General features: G+C 73.6%; 13 protein-coding genes. 4 read left to right on the top strand and 9 right to left on the bottom strand.

Translation table 11 applies throughout. The features are described 5' to 3' along the window. Positions 1 to 128: 128 nt before the first annotated feature. Entirely contained in the window at positions 129 to 779 is a 651-nt protein-coding gene (locus tag R7226_RS06820; protein WP_318596295.1) for a response regulator transcription factor, read from the bottom strand. After that, positions 776 to 2,104 (bottom strand): sensor histidine kinase, encoded by a 1,329-nt coding sequence (locus tag R7226_RS06815; RefSeq protein WP_318596294.1) that lies wholly within the window; start codon positions 2,102 to 2,104, stop codon positions 776 to 778. The genes R7226_RS06820 and R7226_RS06815 overlap by 4 nt, the downstream gene beginning before the upstream one ends. Positions 2,105 to 2,216: 112 nt before the next feature. Between R7226_RS06815 and R7226_RS06810 the strand changes: the two genes are divergently transcribed. Continuing rightward, positions 2,217 to 3,110 carry an ABC transporter ATP-binding protein gene (locus R7226_RS06810; RefSeq protein ID WP_318596293.1) on the top strand — a complete coding sequence of 298 codons (894 nt, stop codon included), beginning with the start codon at positions 2,217 to 2,219 and terminating at the stop codon, positions 3,108 to 3,110. Beyond that, on the top strand, positions 3,107 to 3,886 hold the full coding sequence (locus R7226_RS06805; RefSeq protein ID WP_318596292.1) for an ABC transporter permease subunit: 780 nt from the start codon (positions 3,107 to 3,109) through the stop codon (positions 3,884 to 3,886). The genes R7226_RS06810 and R7226_RS06805 overlap by 4 nt, the downstream gene beginning before the upstream one ends. Here the strand turns inward: R7226_RS06805 and R7226_RS06800 are convergent. The 5 genes from R7226_RS06800 to R7226_RS06780 all read right to left on the bottom strand — a co-directional run bounded on the left by R7226_RS06800 (position 3,883) and on the right by R7226_RS06780 (position 8,163). Further along, on the bottom strand, positions 3,883 to 5,103 hold the full coding sequence (locus R7226_RS06800) for a type II toxin-antitoxin system HipA family toxin (protein ID WP_318596291.1): 1,221 nt from the start codon (positions 5,101 to 5,103) through the stop codon (positions 3,883 to 3,885). The two genes, R7226_RS06805 and R7226_RS06800, sit on opposite strands and share 4 nt — an antisense overlap. Next, positions 5,100 to 5,312 (bottom strand): helix-turn-helix transcriptional regulator, encoded by a 213-nt coding sequence (locus R7226_RS06795; protein WP_318596290.1) that lies wholly within the window; start codon positions 5,310 to 5,312, stop codon positions 5,100 to 5,102. The genes R7226_RS06800 and R7226_RS06795 overlap by 4 nt, the downstream gene beginning before the upstream one ends. Before the next feature lie 91 nt (positions 5,313 to 5,403). Beyond that, on the bottom strand, positions 5,404 to 6,561 hold the full coding sequence (locus R7226_RS06790) for an iron-containing alcohol dehydrogenase (protein WP_318596289.1): 1,158 nt from the start codon (positions 6,559 to 6,561) through the stop codon (positions 5,404 to 5,406). A 4-nt stretch (positions 6,562 to 6,565) separates the two neighbouring features. After that, positions 6,566 to 7,222, bottom strand: a complete 657-nt coding sequence (locus tag R7226_RS06785) for an alpha/beta hydrolase (protein WP_318596288.1) — start codon at positions 7,220 to 7,222, stop codon at positions 6,566 to 6,568. Beyond that, on the bottom strand, positions 7,219 to 8,163 hold the full coding sequence (locus R7226_RS06780; protein WP_318596287.1) for a VOC family protein: 945 nt from the start codon (positions 8,161 to 8,163) through the stop codon (positions 7,219 to 7,221). Before R7226_RS06780 ends, R7226_RS06785 begins: the two co-directional genes overlap by 4 nt. 144 nt (positions 8,164 to 8,307) lie before the next feature. On the opposite strand from R7226_RS06780, the gene R7226_RS06775 reads away from it, so the two are divergent. Then, a complete protein-coding gene (locus R7226_RS06775; protein ID WP_318596286.1) occupies positions 8,308 to 10,572 on the top strand; it encodes a WD40/YVTN/BNR-like repeat-containing protein in 2,265 nt (754 codons plus the stop codon). A 64-nt stretch (positions 10,573 to 10,636) separates the two neighbouring features. Here R7226_RS06775 and R7226_RS06770 read toward each other — a convergent pair whose 3' ends face one another. Continuing rightward, positions 10,637 to 11,092 (bottom strand): hypothetical protein, encoded by a 456-nt coding sequence (locus R7226_RS06770; RefSeq protein ID WP_318596285.1) that lies wholly within the window; start codon positions 11,090 to 11,092, stop codon positions 10,637 to 10,639. Between the two features lie 180 nt (positions 11,093 to 11,272). Here R7226_RS06770 and R7226_RS06765 point away from each other — a divergent pair, with 180 nt between their 5' ends. Next, on the top strand, positions 11,273 to 12,313 hold the full coding sequence (locus R7226_RS06765; protein ID WP_318596284.1) for a hypothetical protein: 1,041 nt from the start codon (positions 11,273 to 11,275) through the stop codon (positions 12,311 to 12,313). Between the two features lie 52 nt (positions 12,314 to 12,365). Here R7226_RS06765 and R7226_RS06760 read toward each other — a convergent pair whose 3' ends face one another. Beyond that, positions 12,366 to 12,980, bottom strand: coding sequence for a TetR/AcrR family transcriptional regulator (locus tag R7226_RS06760; protein WP_318596283.1), 615 nt, complete (start codon positions 12,978 to 12,980; stop codon positions 12,366 to 12,368). Positions 12,981 to 13,040: the final 60 nt, after the last annotated feature.

Here is a 13,040-nt window from a genome sequence, read left to right as displayed (position 1 = left end):
CATATTCATCATTTTGAATACATGTCAAGGTGAAATGCTCGCCCAGGGGCTCGCATTCCATTGCGAGAACTCGCCCGGGGGCTCGTTCTCGCGGCGCTCCGCTCTCTGTCTTAGCGCGCCGCGTCTCGCTACTGCGAGTCCTGCACGAGCAGCGCGATCTGGACGCGGTTGTCCGCCTCCAGCTTCGCCAGCAGGCGCGAGACGTGCGCCTTCACCGTCGCGACGCTCATGTGCAGCTCGGCCGCGATCTCGGCGTTGGCGCAGCCGCGTCCGACCGCCAGCGCGACCTCGTGCTCGCGCGGGCTGAGCGTCGCCAACAGGGCGCGTGCCCGCTCGCCGCGCGCGGCCGCCTCGCCGTCGCCGGCGACGAGCGCGATCAGCTGTCGCGTCACGCCCGGCGACAGCATCGCCTCGCCGGCCGCGACCAGCTCGATCGCGCGGACGATCTCGGCCGGCGGCGTGTCCTTCAGCAGGAAGCCGGCGGCGCCGGCGCGCAGCGCCTGCAGCACCAGCTCGTCGGCGTCGAAGGTCGTCAGCACCAGCACCGCGGGCGGCGAGGGCTGGCCGCGCAGCAGTCGCGTCGCGGCGATCCCGTCGAGCTGCGGCATGCGGATGTCCATCAGCACGACGTCAGGCCGGTGGCGGTCGACGGCGCTCAGCACCGCGCGCCCGTCGTCGGCCTCGCCGACCACCTCGATCCGGTCGGCGGCGCCGGCCAGCAGCATCCGCAGCCCGGAGCGGACGAGCGCGTCGTCGTCGACCAGCAGGACGCGGATCATCGCGGCAGCGGCAGCGTCGCGCGCAGCAGGAAGTCGCCGTTGGCGTCCGGCCCGTGCTCCAGCGCACCGCCCGCGAGCGCGACCCGCTCGCCAAGCCCGACGAGCCCGGTGCCGGCGCCCGGCAGGCCGTTCGCGGCGGCCGCGGCAGCCGGCGGCGCGCCGATCGGCCGGCGGCTGAGGACGGCGACGAGGAGGTCGCCGTTCGCCCCCGCGCGCCCCGCCTCGCCCGCGTCGCCCGCCGCGCCGATCGCGCCGCCGCCCGCCGCGCGCGCCTCCACGACGACCTCGACCGCCGCCGCGGGCGCGTGCTTGTGCGCGTTCGTCAGCCCCTCCTGCACGATCCGGTAGGCGGTCCGTCCGAGCACGTCGGGGAGGGCGACGTCGTCGAGGCCGTCCAGCTCGATCCGGCAGCCGATCCGCATGCCGGTCGCACGCGAGCGCTCGACCAACGCGGGGATCTGCACGAGCGTCGGCTGCGGCGGCTCCGGCGCGCTGCCGGCGGGGGCGTCGTCGTCGGGCTCCTGCTCGCGCAGCACGCCGATCACCTCGCGCAGCTCCTCCAGCGCGGCACGGGCCGAGGCGCGCACGACCCCGGCCGCCTGCGCGATCTCGGCCGGCGGCGCGTCGGGGCGGAACTCGAGCGCGCCGGCGTGCAGCGACAGCAGCGCGAGGCGGTGCGCGAGCACGTCATGCATCTCGCGCGCGATCCGCCGCCGCTCGGCCTCGCGCGCCTGCTCGACGCGCAGCTGCTGCGCGGTCTCCAGCCGCGCGGTGCGCTCGCGCATCGACAGGAACAGCTCGCGCTGGACGCGCACGAACAGCGCCCAGCCGACCACGAAGCCGGTGAACAGCAGCCCGATCAGCAGCTCGGTCGGGTAGTCGTCCTCGGTCGGATAGATCGCCGGGATGACGAGCGCCGTCGTGACGCCGATCGCGACCAGCAGCGCGACCTGCCGCCACGGCACGCGGATGACCGCGCAGAAGGTGGCGATCACGGCGGCGCCGCCGGGCGCGACGAAGAGGATCGAGGCGAGCCCGGTCGCGAGCGCGACGCCGAACGGCCAGCGGCGGCGCAGCCACAGCGAGAGGCAGGCGAGCGTTCCGAGCACGACCTCGCCGAGCAGCGCCAGCTCGCTGTGCTCGTCCTCGGTGAGGCCGAGCAGGTACAGGCCGAGCCCGATCGCGATCAGGAAGCCGAGCACGTCGACGAACCAGTCGCGCGGGCTGCGGCGGCCGTCCTCGCGCTCGCGCAGCGCGCCCGGCAGCAGCCACTGCTGCCAGCGGGCGCCCTCGATCTCGCGCGGATGCTCGGCCAGCTCGCTCATCGCAGGTCACAGCCTACGGCCGGCCAACGCCGCCGACCCCCTACCGAAGTCGATGCGGGTGTGGTCGGGAGGCGCTGGCGCGCGGACGGTCGCGCCGACGATCCTGCCGCCCATGATCGAATCCGACGGCCTCACCAAGCGGCTCGGCGGACGGACCGTCGTCAGCGACGTCACGTTCCGCTGCGAGCCCGGCAGCGTGACCGGCTTCCTCGGCCCCAACGGCGCCGGCAAGACGACGACGATGCGGATGCTGTGCGACCTCTCCGAGCCCGACGGCGGCAGCGCCCGCGTGCTCGGCGGCCGCTACCGCGAGCTGCCCAACCCCGGCCGCCGCGTCGGGATCCTGCTCGACGCGGCCGCCCAGCACGCCGGCCGCCGCGGCCGCGAGGCGCTCGCCGTCTCGGCGCAGACGATCGGCGTCGAGGAGCGGCGCGTCGACGAGCTGCTGACGCGGGTCGGGCTCGACCGCTCCGCCGCGCGCAAGCGCGTGCGGCAGTACTCGCTCGGGATGCGGCAGCGGCTCGGGCTCGCGCACGCCTTGCTCGGCGACCCGCAGGTGCTGATCCTCGACGAGCCGGCCAACGGCCTCGATCCGGAGGGGATGCGCTGGATGCGCGAGCTGCTGCGCGACTTCGCCGACCGCGGCGGCACCGTGCTGCTCTCCTCGCACCTGCTGCGCGAGGTCGAGGCGGTCGCCGACAGGATCGTGATCATCGGCGACGGCAAGATCGTCGCGCAGGGCACGCCTGACGAGCTGCTGCGCGACGCCGGCACGCTCGTGCGCGCGAGCGACGGCGTGCGGCTGCGCGACGCGCTCGCCGCCGCCGGGCTGACCGCGCGCTCGCAGGGCGACGGCGGCTTCCTCGTCGACGCCGAGCCGGAGCAGGTCGGCCGCGCCGCGCTCGCCGGCGGGGTCGTGCTGAACCGGCTGGGACCGTCGGAGGGCGCCGGGCTGGAGCAGCTCTTCTTCGATCTCACCACCCCCACCCCGGAGCCCGTCCGATGAGCGTGACCGCCGCCGCCCCCACCGCACCCGCGCCGACCTCCGCCGACCTCCGCCCCGGTCTCGGGCGCCTGGCCGGCGTCGAGCTGCGCAAGATGGTCGACACGCGCGCCGGCCTCTGGCTGCTGATCGTGACCGCGCTGCTGACGGTGGCGATCGTCGCGCTCGTCTGCGCCGTCGGCGACCCGCCCGACCAGACGCTCGCGAGACTGCTCGAGGCGGCGTTGGCGCCGTCGAGCATCCTGCTGCCGATCATCGGGATCCTGCTCGTGACGTCGGAGTGGAACCAGCGCACGGCGCTGATCACCTTCTCGCTGGTGCCCCAGCGCGGCCGCGTGCTGGCAGCGAAGCTGATCGCCGGCACGATCCTCACGCTCGCCGCCTTCGTGCTGTGCATCGCCGTCGCCGCCGTCGGCGTCGCGATCGTCGCACCGGACGTGAGCGGGGTGTGGTCGCTGTCGGCCGGCCTGCTGTTCCAGATGCTCGTCAGCGTCGTGACCGGGATGGCGATCGGCATCGGCTTCGGCGCCGCGATCCTCGCCTCCGCCCCGGCGATCGTCCTCTACTTCGCGCTCCCGGCCGCCTGGGGCATCCTCGGCTCGATCTCCTTCCTCAACGACGCCGCCGAATGGCTCGATAGCACGCAGTCGATGACGCCGCTGACGAGCGAGCTGCTGAGCGGCACCGAATGGGCGCGCGTCGCCACCACCCTCGCCCTCTGGATGGTCCTCCCGCTCGCGCTCGGCTGGTGGCGGATCCGGCGCGAGGAGGTGCGTTAGGCGGCCGCGGCGGCGAGCGCCGTGACCCGCTCGGCGACGGCGCGCGCGGCGGGGTTGTCGTGCCCGCCGCCGTCGGTCAGCCGAAGCGCCTCCTTCGCTGCGCGCGGCAGCAGCTCGTCGAGCGTCCGCTGCACGAACGCGGGCCGCACGCTGATGTCGCTCGCGAGCTGCGCCCACGCCGCGCGGTCGACGTCGTCGACCGCGCTCGCGCCGCCGATGCGCATCGCCAACCGCGTCGTCAGCCCCGCGTAGGAGACGGTGCTGACGAGGTCGTAGAGCGGCGCCAGCGTCGGCGGACCGGCGTCGTAGAGCAGCGAGAAGTTCTTCGCGTGCGCATCGCAGTTGCCGATCAGCCAGCACAGCACCAGCGCTCGCAGGAATCGCGGCAGCTCCAGCGCCGGCACGCCGGTCGCGGCGCGGATCAGCGCGACCGCGTCGTGGACGCCCGGACCGCCCTCGGTCTGGTACTTGCGATCGGACGCGACCCCGAGCGCCTGGCAGAAGTCCTCCTGGTGCAGGCGCCGGATCGGATCGGCCGTCAGGTCGCGGTCGTAGCGCTCGACGACGAGGTAGCGCAGGCCGGAGACGCTGGCGGCCGTGGAGACCTCCGCGACCGACAGGCCGCAGGCGCGGGCCAGCTCCATGCAGAACGCCTCGTTGTCGACGAGCCCCGGGAAGGCCGCCGGCTCGGGCTTGAGGATGTGCGTCGTCGCGGCGGCCGCGCTCGTCGGCAGCGCGATCGTCCCGTCGTCCTCCACGATCACCGGCAGCTTCGGCTGAGCACCCGCGAGCGAGAGCCGCACCCCGTGCTCCGGATCGGCGGCGAGCGGCCGCTGCGGGAGCCCCCGCAACAGCTCGTCGAGCGCGTCGGCATCGAGCGCCCGGCTGGTCGGTGATGGCGGGGGAGCCGACTCCTCGCGCAGCAGCGTGATCGCACCGGCGCAGTCGCCGCCGACCTCCTCCAGCAGGCCGAAGTCGTTCGATGGCGACAGCCCGAGCGCTCTCGCGAGCGCTCCGCGGCCGTCGCCTTCCAGCAGCAGCCCGCCGAAGACTGCGCGCGTGACGGCATGCGGGTGCGCCGCCGCCTGGAGCGGCAGCGCATGTGAGACGAGCGGACCGGAGTAGCCGGGGTCGTAGCGGAACTGGAGGTTGCCGTTGTCCTTGCGGATCAGCCGCCCGACGCGCCGATCGGCGAGTTGGACGATCAGCTCGTTCACGTGCGCGCGCTGAGATCGACGTCGAGGCCGACCGCCTGGGCGACGGCGAGCGCGATCTCGATCCGCACCGAGCCCTTGCCGCGCTCCAGCTCGCCGATCACGCGGCGATTCACGCCTATCGCGCTGGCGACGTCGTCCTGCGTCAGCGACAGCTCCCGCCGACGCCGCTCCAGCGCCGCTCCGAACTCTGTTGGCGTACCGATCAGCATGTTACCGATCGGTATCATAGCGACTCAACCAGCCTAAATGTTACCGATCGGTATCACAGCATGGTTCTGAGCTGAATGCGATCGATCGGTATCACGCCGCCGCGGCCGCGCGGTAGATGCGGCGCAGCTCGTCGGCGTCGGGGGGCGGGGGCGTGCGGGTCAGCTCGGCGGTGCGCGCGACGGCGGCCGCGACGACGCGGTCGAGCAGCGCTTCGTCGCGGGCGAGCGCGGTGAGACCGTCGCCGCCGGTCGTCTCGCGCAGCAGGCGCGAGAGCTGTTCGAGTGAGATCGGCAGCTGCGCGTCGAGGCTGTCGAGCGGTGCCGGCAGACGGCGGCGCAGCGCGGCGATCGACTCCGGCAGCAGCGCGGCGTTGGCCTGCGCGTGGCCGGCGCCGGCGCTGCGCACGGCCGTCTGCGCGAGCACGTGCTGGAGGCCGAGGCCGCTGTGATCGACCGCCCAGCCGGCGAGCAGCGCGCCGAGCGCGACCTCGTCGCGAGCGGGGTCCGGGAGGTCTGCGGTGCCGACCGCGCCCGCGCCACCGGACGGCGCCGCACCGCCCACCCCGGACGCACCGCCAGAGGCCGTCGCAAGCGGCTCCCACGCCCGCGCGAACTGCCGCGCCGCCTCGGCCGCGACCGCCGCCGCGAACGGCGTCGTGCGGCTGCTCGTCAGCGCGATCAGCACGTGGCCGAGCGCATTGGCGCTGCTGGCCGCCAGCTCGGACAGCTCGTGCGAAGCGCTCAGCGCCGGGTCGTTGAGGACGATCGACGGCCGCACGCGCGGCGTCTCGGCCGGAACGCCGCGGGCATGGCGGTGGCCGCGGGTCATCTCGGCGCCGGAGAGCGTCGTCGGGATCGCGGCGACCGCGTGCGGCGACGGCGTTCCGACGCCGACCTCGCTCGAACCTGCCCCGGGCGAGCCGCCGGCGAGACCGGCCCCGGCCGCCGCCGCCAGCGCCTTCGCGACGTCGATCACGCGGCCGCCGCCGAGCGCGACCAGCAGCGTCCCGGGCGGTCCGAGCGCGACGCCGCCGACGAGCAGGTCGCCCGCGACCTCGTCGACCTTGCCGGACGGCACCTCGATCACGCGCGCGGCGCCCGCGCGCACCAAAGGCGCCGCCTCCGCGGCGCGCGGCGTGGTCAGCAGCGTGTAGCCGTCGCCGAGCAGGCCCGCCGCCTCGGCGAGCGCGCCGCGGCCGAACAGCAGCGTGCGCTCGGCCTCGACGTGACGGAACGGGGCGGCGGCCATCGCTCTACGCGCGCGGCAGCGTGTCGGCGACCCAGCGGACGGCGTCGGGCACGTGCGCGGGATCGATGTGGTGGGCGGCGTCGGACTCGTGGTACTCGACGTCGACCCCGCCGGCCTCCAGCAGCGCCTGCGCACGCCGCGCGAACTCGACGTCCATCACCTGGTCGTTGCGGCCGTGGGCGACGAAGGCGCGCGTGCCGGCCTCGGCGCGGCCCGCGACGTCGGGCTGCCAGCCGTCGACGGTCGGCACGAAGCCGGCGAAGGCGAGGATCCCTGCCGGCGCCGGACGGTCGCCGGAGAGGCCCATCGTGTAGCTCATCACCGAGCCCATCGAGAAGCCGCCGAAGATCGTCCGCTCCGGCGCGATCCCGGTCCGTTCCCACAGCTCGTCGTGGAATGCGGTCAGCTTCGCGCGCGCAGCGGCGAAGGTCTCCGGGTCGGGGTAGCCGACGCGTGGCACCACGTACCAGTGATACCCAGGCCAGCCCGGCAGCGTCAGCGGCGCGCGCGGCGTGACGACGTGCAGCCGCTGCTCCGGATCGAGCACGTCGCCGAGCGAGAGCAGGTCGTGGTCGTCGGCGCCGCGGCCGTGGTGAAGCACGAGCAGCCCCTCGGGCGCCCCGCTCGCGGCGGGGCGCTCCTGGTGGACGAGCGCGCTCATGCGGTCGCCTCGGAGGCCGCCTCGCGCCGTGCCGCGCGCGGGTTGTCGACCGGCTGCAGCGAGCGCTCGAGTTGGGCGCGCAGGTGCTCGTGCTGCTTCGGCAGGCGCAGCGCCTCGCCGAGCGTCTCCGGGTCCTCGTCGGCGGCGAAGCCGGGCGAGAGCGTCGCGATCTCGAACAGGATCCCGCGCGGCTCGCGGAAGTAGATCGCGTCGAAGTAGTCGCGGTCGCGCACGTCGGTGACGAAGCCGCCGGCCTCGCGCACGCGTGCCTGCCACTTCAGGTGGTCGTCGTCCTGGGAGGCCCAGGCGATGTGGTGGACGCTGCCGGCGCCCTGCTCACCGACCGCCTGCGCCTGGTCGTAGGCCCAGTGGAAGTGGCGCTTCTCACCGTCGAGGCGGTACTCGCCGTCGCCGAGGTAGGTGAAGCCGAGCACGTCGGTCAGCAGCTTCTCCTCGACGTTCGCGAACATCGCGTAGGCGCGCGCGCCCTCGAGTCCCGTGATCGCGTAGTCGGCCGGGACATCCGGGTGGACAGCGGTCAGCGGCGGGTTGCCGTCGTCGGCGACGACCAGCTCGAGGCCGAGGCCGTCGTAGTCCTCGAAGCGGAGCGTGCCGTCGTCGCTGCGCTGCGACGGGTAGCCGGCGTCGCGCAGGCGCTGCTCCCAGAAGCCGATCGCGGCGTCGGAGGGGACGCCGAGCTGCAGCGTGTGGATCGCGCCGAGGCCGGCCTGGCCGCGCGGCGCACCGGCGAACTCGAACCAGGTGAGGATCGAGCCGGGGGCGCCGGTCTCGTCGCCGAAGTAGAGGTGGTAGGCCTCGGGCTGGTCGAAGTTGACCGTCTTCTTCACCAGTCGAAGCCCGAGCAGGTCTGCGTAGAAGGCGACGTTCTTCTGCGCGTCCCCCGTGATCATCGTGATGTGGTGCAGCCCTTCGAGCTTCATGTCTGCGACTCCTCGTCGGCCCTTCAAGTGATTGCGTACGCAACTATATCACGTTGTTGCGCGCGCAACTACTCCCTTATGCGCAACTCCTCGACAGACCTTCCGTTGGTGCAGTACTTCCACTCCTGACAGGGGGTCACACAGATGCTTCTCAAGCGCGCGCTCGCCGCGTCGCTGGTCGCTGGCGCGATCGCGACGACCGGGGCGACGGCGATCGCCCCTGCCGCGATCGCCAACGTACAGGTCGGTTCCTCCGGCTGGCAATGGGGCAACCCGCTGCCGCAGGGCAACACGCTGCGGGCGGCTTCGTTCGCCGGCGCGACCGGCTACGCCGTCGGCGACTTCGGCACGCTGTTGAAGACGAGCGACGGCGGCGCGACCTGGAGCGGGCTGCCGGTCGGCACCTTCCAGGGCCTGACGATCGTGCAGGCGGTCGACGCCAGCACGGTCTTCGCCGGCGGCGGCTGCGTCGCGCGCCGCTCCACCGACGGGGGCGAGACCTTCGAGGCGGTCGCCTTCACGCCGGTCGAGTCGAGCTGCCGCGCGAAGCTGCTCGGCCTCTCGTTCCTCTCGCCGACGCTCGGCTTCCTGCTGCTGGACGACGGCTCCGTCTTCACGACCGACGACGGCGGCACGCAGTTCGCGCAGCGGACCGCGCTGCCCGGCACCGCGGCGGCCGGCGGCGGCACCGCGCCGAGCGCGATCGCCTTCACCTCGCCGACGACCGGCGTCGCCGCCGCGCGCGACGGACGGATCTACCGCACGACCGACGCCGGCGTCTCCTGGAGCCTCGTCGCCGAAGCCGGCAGAGCGGTCAACCAGCTGTGGTTCGCCGACGCCGAGCACGGCTTCGCGGTCGGCGCGGGCGGGCTGTTCATGCGCACCGCGGACGGCGGCAGAACGTGGACGCCGAGAGATCTCGGCGCCGGCGCGCTCGACTACAGCGCGATCCGCTGCGTCGGCGACCAGCTGTGCCTGCTGTCGACCGGCGGCGGCGCGCAGCTCGTCCGCACCGCCGACGCGGGGCAGACGCCCGGCACCGTGATCACGCCCGCGAGCGACCCGATCTACGCGGCCGCGTTCGCCTCCCCGACGCGCGTCTCGGCGCTCGGCGCCAACGGCGCGACGGTCCTCTCCGACGACGCCGGCGCGACCTTCGCGAAGGTCGGCGGCCGCCTCAGCGGCTCGTACTCGTCGATCCGCGCCTCAGCCGTGCGCGGCACCGCCTTCGCGACCGGCACCGTCGGCGCGCTCGCACGCACGAGCGACGGCGGCAGCAGCTGGACGCGCGGCAGCGTGCCGACGGCCGGCGCGCTCGTCGACGTGTCGTTCCCGAGCAGAGCGGTCGGCTACGCGCTCGACGACGGCGGCGGGATCTTCCGCACCGGCAACGGCGGCACGACCTGGAAGACGCTCGGGACCGGCTCGACCGCGGTCGCACGCGCGGTGCTGGCGCCGAACGAGCGGACCGTGCTGGCGATCGGGCCGCGCGGACTGCGGCGCTCGGACGACGGCGGCGAGACGTTCGACGCCGCACGCTCGCGCGCGGTCGCGAGAGCGGCGCTCGACGGCGTCGTCGCGGCGCGCGGCGGGGCGCTGTTCGCCTGGGGCGACAGAACGGTCGCGCGCAGCCGCGACGGCGGGCGCACGTGGACGGCGCTGGAGAAGCCGGGCGCGAGCAGAAGAGCGCGCAAGAAGCTGCGGATCGCGCAGGTCGCCTTCTCGTCGGCGACGACCGGCCTGCTGCGCGACGGCGACGGCCGCATCTGGCGCACGACGACCGCGGGCCGCGTCTGGAGCGAGCTGACCGCGGTCGGCACCGCGCGCGTGCTCGGCATGGCGACCTCGTCCGACAGCTCGGCGTACCTCGTCGTCAACCGCTTCGGCAACGAGAGCGGCGGCTACCTGCTGCGGACGGCCGACGGCGGCGCGACGTGGCAACCGCAGTTCGTCGTCAACGAGCCGATCGCGGCGGCCGGCATCGCGGCGCCGCCCGGCGGCACCGACTACCTGCTCGCGGGCAGCTCGTCGCTGCTGTCGAGCAGAAGCGGCGGCAGCGCCGGCGTGCGTTCGAGGCTGACGCTCTCGACACCGCGCACAACGCTCGCCAGACCTGCGGAGATCACGGTCTCAGGCCGCCTCGCACCGGCCGGCCGCAGCGCCCGCGTCGTCGTCTCCGCGCTCACGCCCGGCAAGGCTGGCTGGCGCGCCCAGACGGTCGAGGTCGCCGCCAACGGCACGTTCGTCGCGAGCTGGAACGTCCCACGCGGCACCTCGCGCTTCGTCGCCCAGTGGACGGGCGACTTCAACGCCGCCGGCGCCGGCTCCCGCACGCTCGACGTGACGGTGAGAGCGGCACCGAGAAGAGCGGCGAGAAGAGGTGGGAGAAGAGGGCGCGGGAGACGGTGACCCGCTGAGCACCGGCGAGTTTTGGTCGCTGAGCGACCAAGACTCGCCGGTGCTCTTTCGCGACTCAGCGGATATAGACGGCGGCGCCGTTGCCGCCCGTGCAAACGGTCGGAACACCAGAGCGGCACGACATCGCGTACGTCTGGCCAGTGACCGGGCTGGTGGCGTAGACCGTGCCGGCACCGCTGTCGTAGAACGCCGCCGCGACGTTGGCGGCGAACGAACAGCTCGTCACGGAGTTGACCGAGATTCCGCCGCCGCACGCCGAACCGCTGTTGCCGCCCGGCGAACCAGGGGGCGCTGGCGCCGCCGACCCGACCTCTCTCTTCTTGCCGGGCTTCGACTTCTTTCTGAGCTCTCTTACCTGACGCTCAAGCTCACGCAGCTTGCGATCCGCGTCTCTCTGACGCTGCTCTGCCTGCAGCTCCCGCTTCGCCTGCGTCTTGATGCTTGCAACCTGCTCCGGAGAGATCTCGCTGCTGCCGCCGCAGCCGGCAGCCACGGCGGCGATCGCGCCCATGCCGACGGCAGCGATCGCTGAGGAGACGACTCGTCGTGATGCCATGCTGGTCCTCGGTCCCTGTCTGACGTGGCGCTTGGTCAGAGCGCTGAGGCCCCTCGCCCCGACCGCACAGTAACGAAGACGCGTCCGTTCAGGTACCGCTTCGTTCCCGAGCGATATCCGTCACCATCTCGGCGGATGCCCGCCCGCGCTCTCACTTTGCTCGCAATTCTGGTGTGCTTACTGACCAGCGCTTGTGGCGAGAGCGGCGGGGAGACCGCTTCAACAGCTGTCGCCGACGCTGTGGGCGATGGCAACATCGCCGAGTCTCGCGCGATCGAGCAGGAGGCGAAGGTCGAGGCGCTGCGCGAGCAGGTCGCCAGACTCAAGCAAGAGCAGAAGCCCGCGAGAGCGGAGCAGACGCCCGAGGAGGAGCAGGCCAGCCGCGGCGGCAGCAACCGCCCGCCCGCCGGCGCCGACAGTGCCGGCGGCGGGACGATCCTCTCTGCCGACGCCCAGCAGAGCTTCGAGCAGCTCGCGGGCGCGCTCTCGGGCCCGGTCGGCCTCGCCGTCTCCGGCGTTGGCATCGGCCAACCGGTCGAGCAGCTCGGCTCGCTCCAGAGCGCCGTCGCCTGGTCGACGAGCAAGGTGCCCGTCGCGATGGCGGCCATCGCAGCGGGGGTCGCCGACAGCGGCGACCTCAGCGCCGCGATCGCTGCGTCCGACAACGCTGCCGCGACGAATCTCTGGAACGCACTGGGCGGCGGGACGAGAGCGGCGACAGCAGCAGACGCCCAGCTGCGGGCCAGCGGCGACACGAGCACCACGATCCAGCCGGAGACGCTGCGCTCCGGCTTCACACCGTTCGGCCAGACCGACTGGTCGCTGGCGGCACAGGCGCAGTTCACTGCCGGGATGGCATGCAGCGCGCCAGGGCAGCAGGTGCTCGGGCTGATGGGAGAGACGATCTCAGCGCAGCGTTGGGGACTGGGATCGATCGGCTCGTCGTCACAGCTGAAAGGCGGCTGGGGCCCCGGCTCCGTGCCCGGCCAAGACGGCGGCTATCTCGACCGTCAGATGGGCGTCGTCACGGTCGACGGCAAGCCGCTGGCGGTCGCGATTGCGGCACAACCCGCCGACGGCAGCCACGAGACCGGGACGAGCGAGCTGACTCAGCTCGCCAACTGGGTCGCCGAGCACGTGAACGCCGCGAGCCTGCCGGCCAGCGCGAGCTGTTGACGGAACAGCGCAGGTTTGTGGTCGTCCAGCGACCACAAACCTGCGCTGTTCATCACGCCCCGAACACCGGCGGCCGCAGCAGAGCCCCGATGCGGGTCGCGGTGGCGTCGCGATCCCACGGCTCCTCGCCGCGCCGCAGGGCGGTGGCGGCGGCCGCGGGCAGGAGGCCGGCGATCAGCTCGGCGTCGGCGGGGTCGGCGTGCCAGGCGGGGTGGCGGGCGAGCAGCTCGGTGAGGCGGTCGACGATGCGGTCGAGCGTGCCGGCGACGTCGTCGGCGACGGTCGAGCCGGCGTGGGCGGCGGTCGTGAACAGCAGCCGGAAGCCGGCCGGCTGCTCGTCGCCGTAGGCGAGCAGCTCGCGCGCGAGCGCGGCGATCGCGTCGGCGAGCGGGTCGCGCGAGGCGCCCGCGCCCGCGCCGACGTGCGCCGCGCTCCCGCCCGCGCGCGCGAGCGCGTCGGACCACGTCTCGTAGAGCCGCTCCAGCAGCCGCTCGACCTCGGCCTCGACGGCGGCGAGGAAGAGCGCGTCCTTGGAGGGGTGGTTGCGGTAGAGCGTCGGCTTCGCGACGCCCGTGGCACGGGCGATCTCGACCATCCCCACGCCGTGCAGGCCGTCGGGCGAGAAGACCTCCACGAGGCGGCGCGTGTCGATCTCGACGCGTCTCATCTGAACCGAACGGTAACGATCCGGAGGCGTGAAGGCAACCGCTGAGAACCCCAATCGGAA

The sequence above is a fragment of the Conexibacter stalactiti genome, from assembly GCF_033542075.1.
GTDB classification, from domain to species: Bacteria; Actinomycetota; Thermoleophilia; order Solirubrobacterales; family Solirubrobacteraceae; genus Conexibacter; species Conexibacter stalactiti.
This window is presented reverse-complemented; position numbering and strand designations above follow the sequence as displayed.

What these genes read in the sequence shown, in the direction of transcription:
- R7226_RS06805 (WP_318596292.1), top strand. Translation starts at nt 3,107, where the DNA reads ATGAGCGTGACCGCCGCCGCCCCCACCGCACCCGCGCCGACCTCCGCC.
- R7226_RS06770 (WP_318596285.1), bottom strand. Translation starts at nt 11,092, where the DNA reads ATGGGCGCGATCGCCGCCGTGGCTGCCGGCTGCGGCGGCAGCAGCGAG.
- R7226_RS06765 (WP_318596284.1), top strand. Translation starts at nt 11,273, where the DNA reads ATGCCCGCCCGCGCTCTCACTTTGCTCGCAATTCTGGTGTGCTTACTG.
- R7226_RS06810 (WP_318596293.1), top strand. Translation starts at nt 2,217, where the DNA reads ATGATCGAATCCGACGGCCTCACCAAGCGGCTCGGCGGACGGACCGTC.
- R7226_RS06815 (WP_318596294.1), bottom strand. Translation starts at nt 2,104, where the DNA reads ATGAGCGAGCTGGCCGAGCATCCGCGCGAGATCGAGGGCGCCCGCTGG.
- R7226_RS06775 (WP_318596286.1), top strand. Translation starts at nt 8,308, where the DNA reads ATGCTTCTCAAGCGCGCGCTCGCCGCGTCGCTGGTCGCTGGCGCGATC.
- R7226_RS06785 (WP_318596288.1), bottom strand. Translation starts at nt 7,222, where the DNA reads ATGAGCGCGCTCGTCCACCAGGAGCGCCCCGCCGCGAGCGGGGCGCCC.
- R7226_RS06780 (WP_318596287.1), bottom strand. Translation starts at nt 8,163, where the DNA reads ATGAAGCTCGAAGGGCTGCACCACATCACGATGATCACGGGGGACGCG.
- R7226_RS06760 (WP_318596283.1), bottom strand. Translation starts at nt 12,980, where the DNA reads ATGAGACGCGTCGAGATCGACACGCGCCGCCTCGTGGAGGTCTTCTCG.
- R7226_RS06790 (WP_318596289.1), bottom strand. Translation starts at nt 6,561, where the DNA reads ATGGCCGCCGCCCCGTTCCGTCACGTCGAGGCCGAGCGCACGCTGCTG.
- R7226_RS06795 (WP_318596290.1), bottom strand. Translation starts at nt 5,312, where the DNA reads ATGCTGATCGGTACGCCAACAGAGTTCGGAGCGGCGCTGGAGCGGCGT.
- R7226_RS06820 (WP_318596295.1), bottom strand. Translation starts at nt 779, where the DNA reads ATGATCCGCGTCCTGCTGGTCGACGACGACGCGCTCGTCCGCTCCGGG.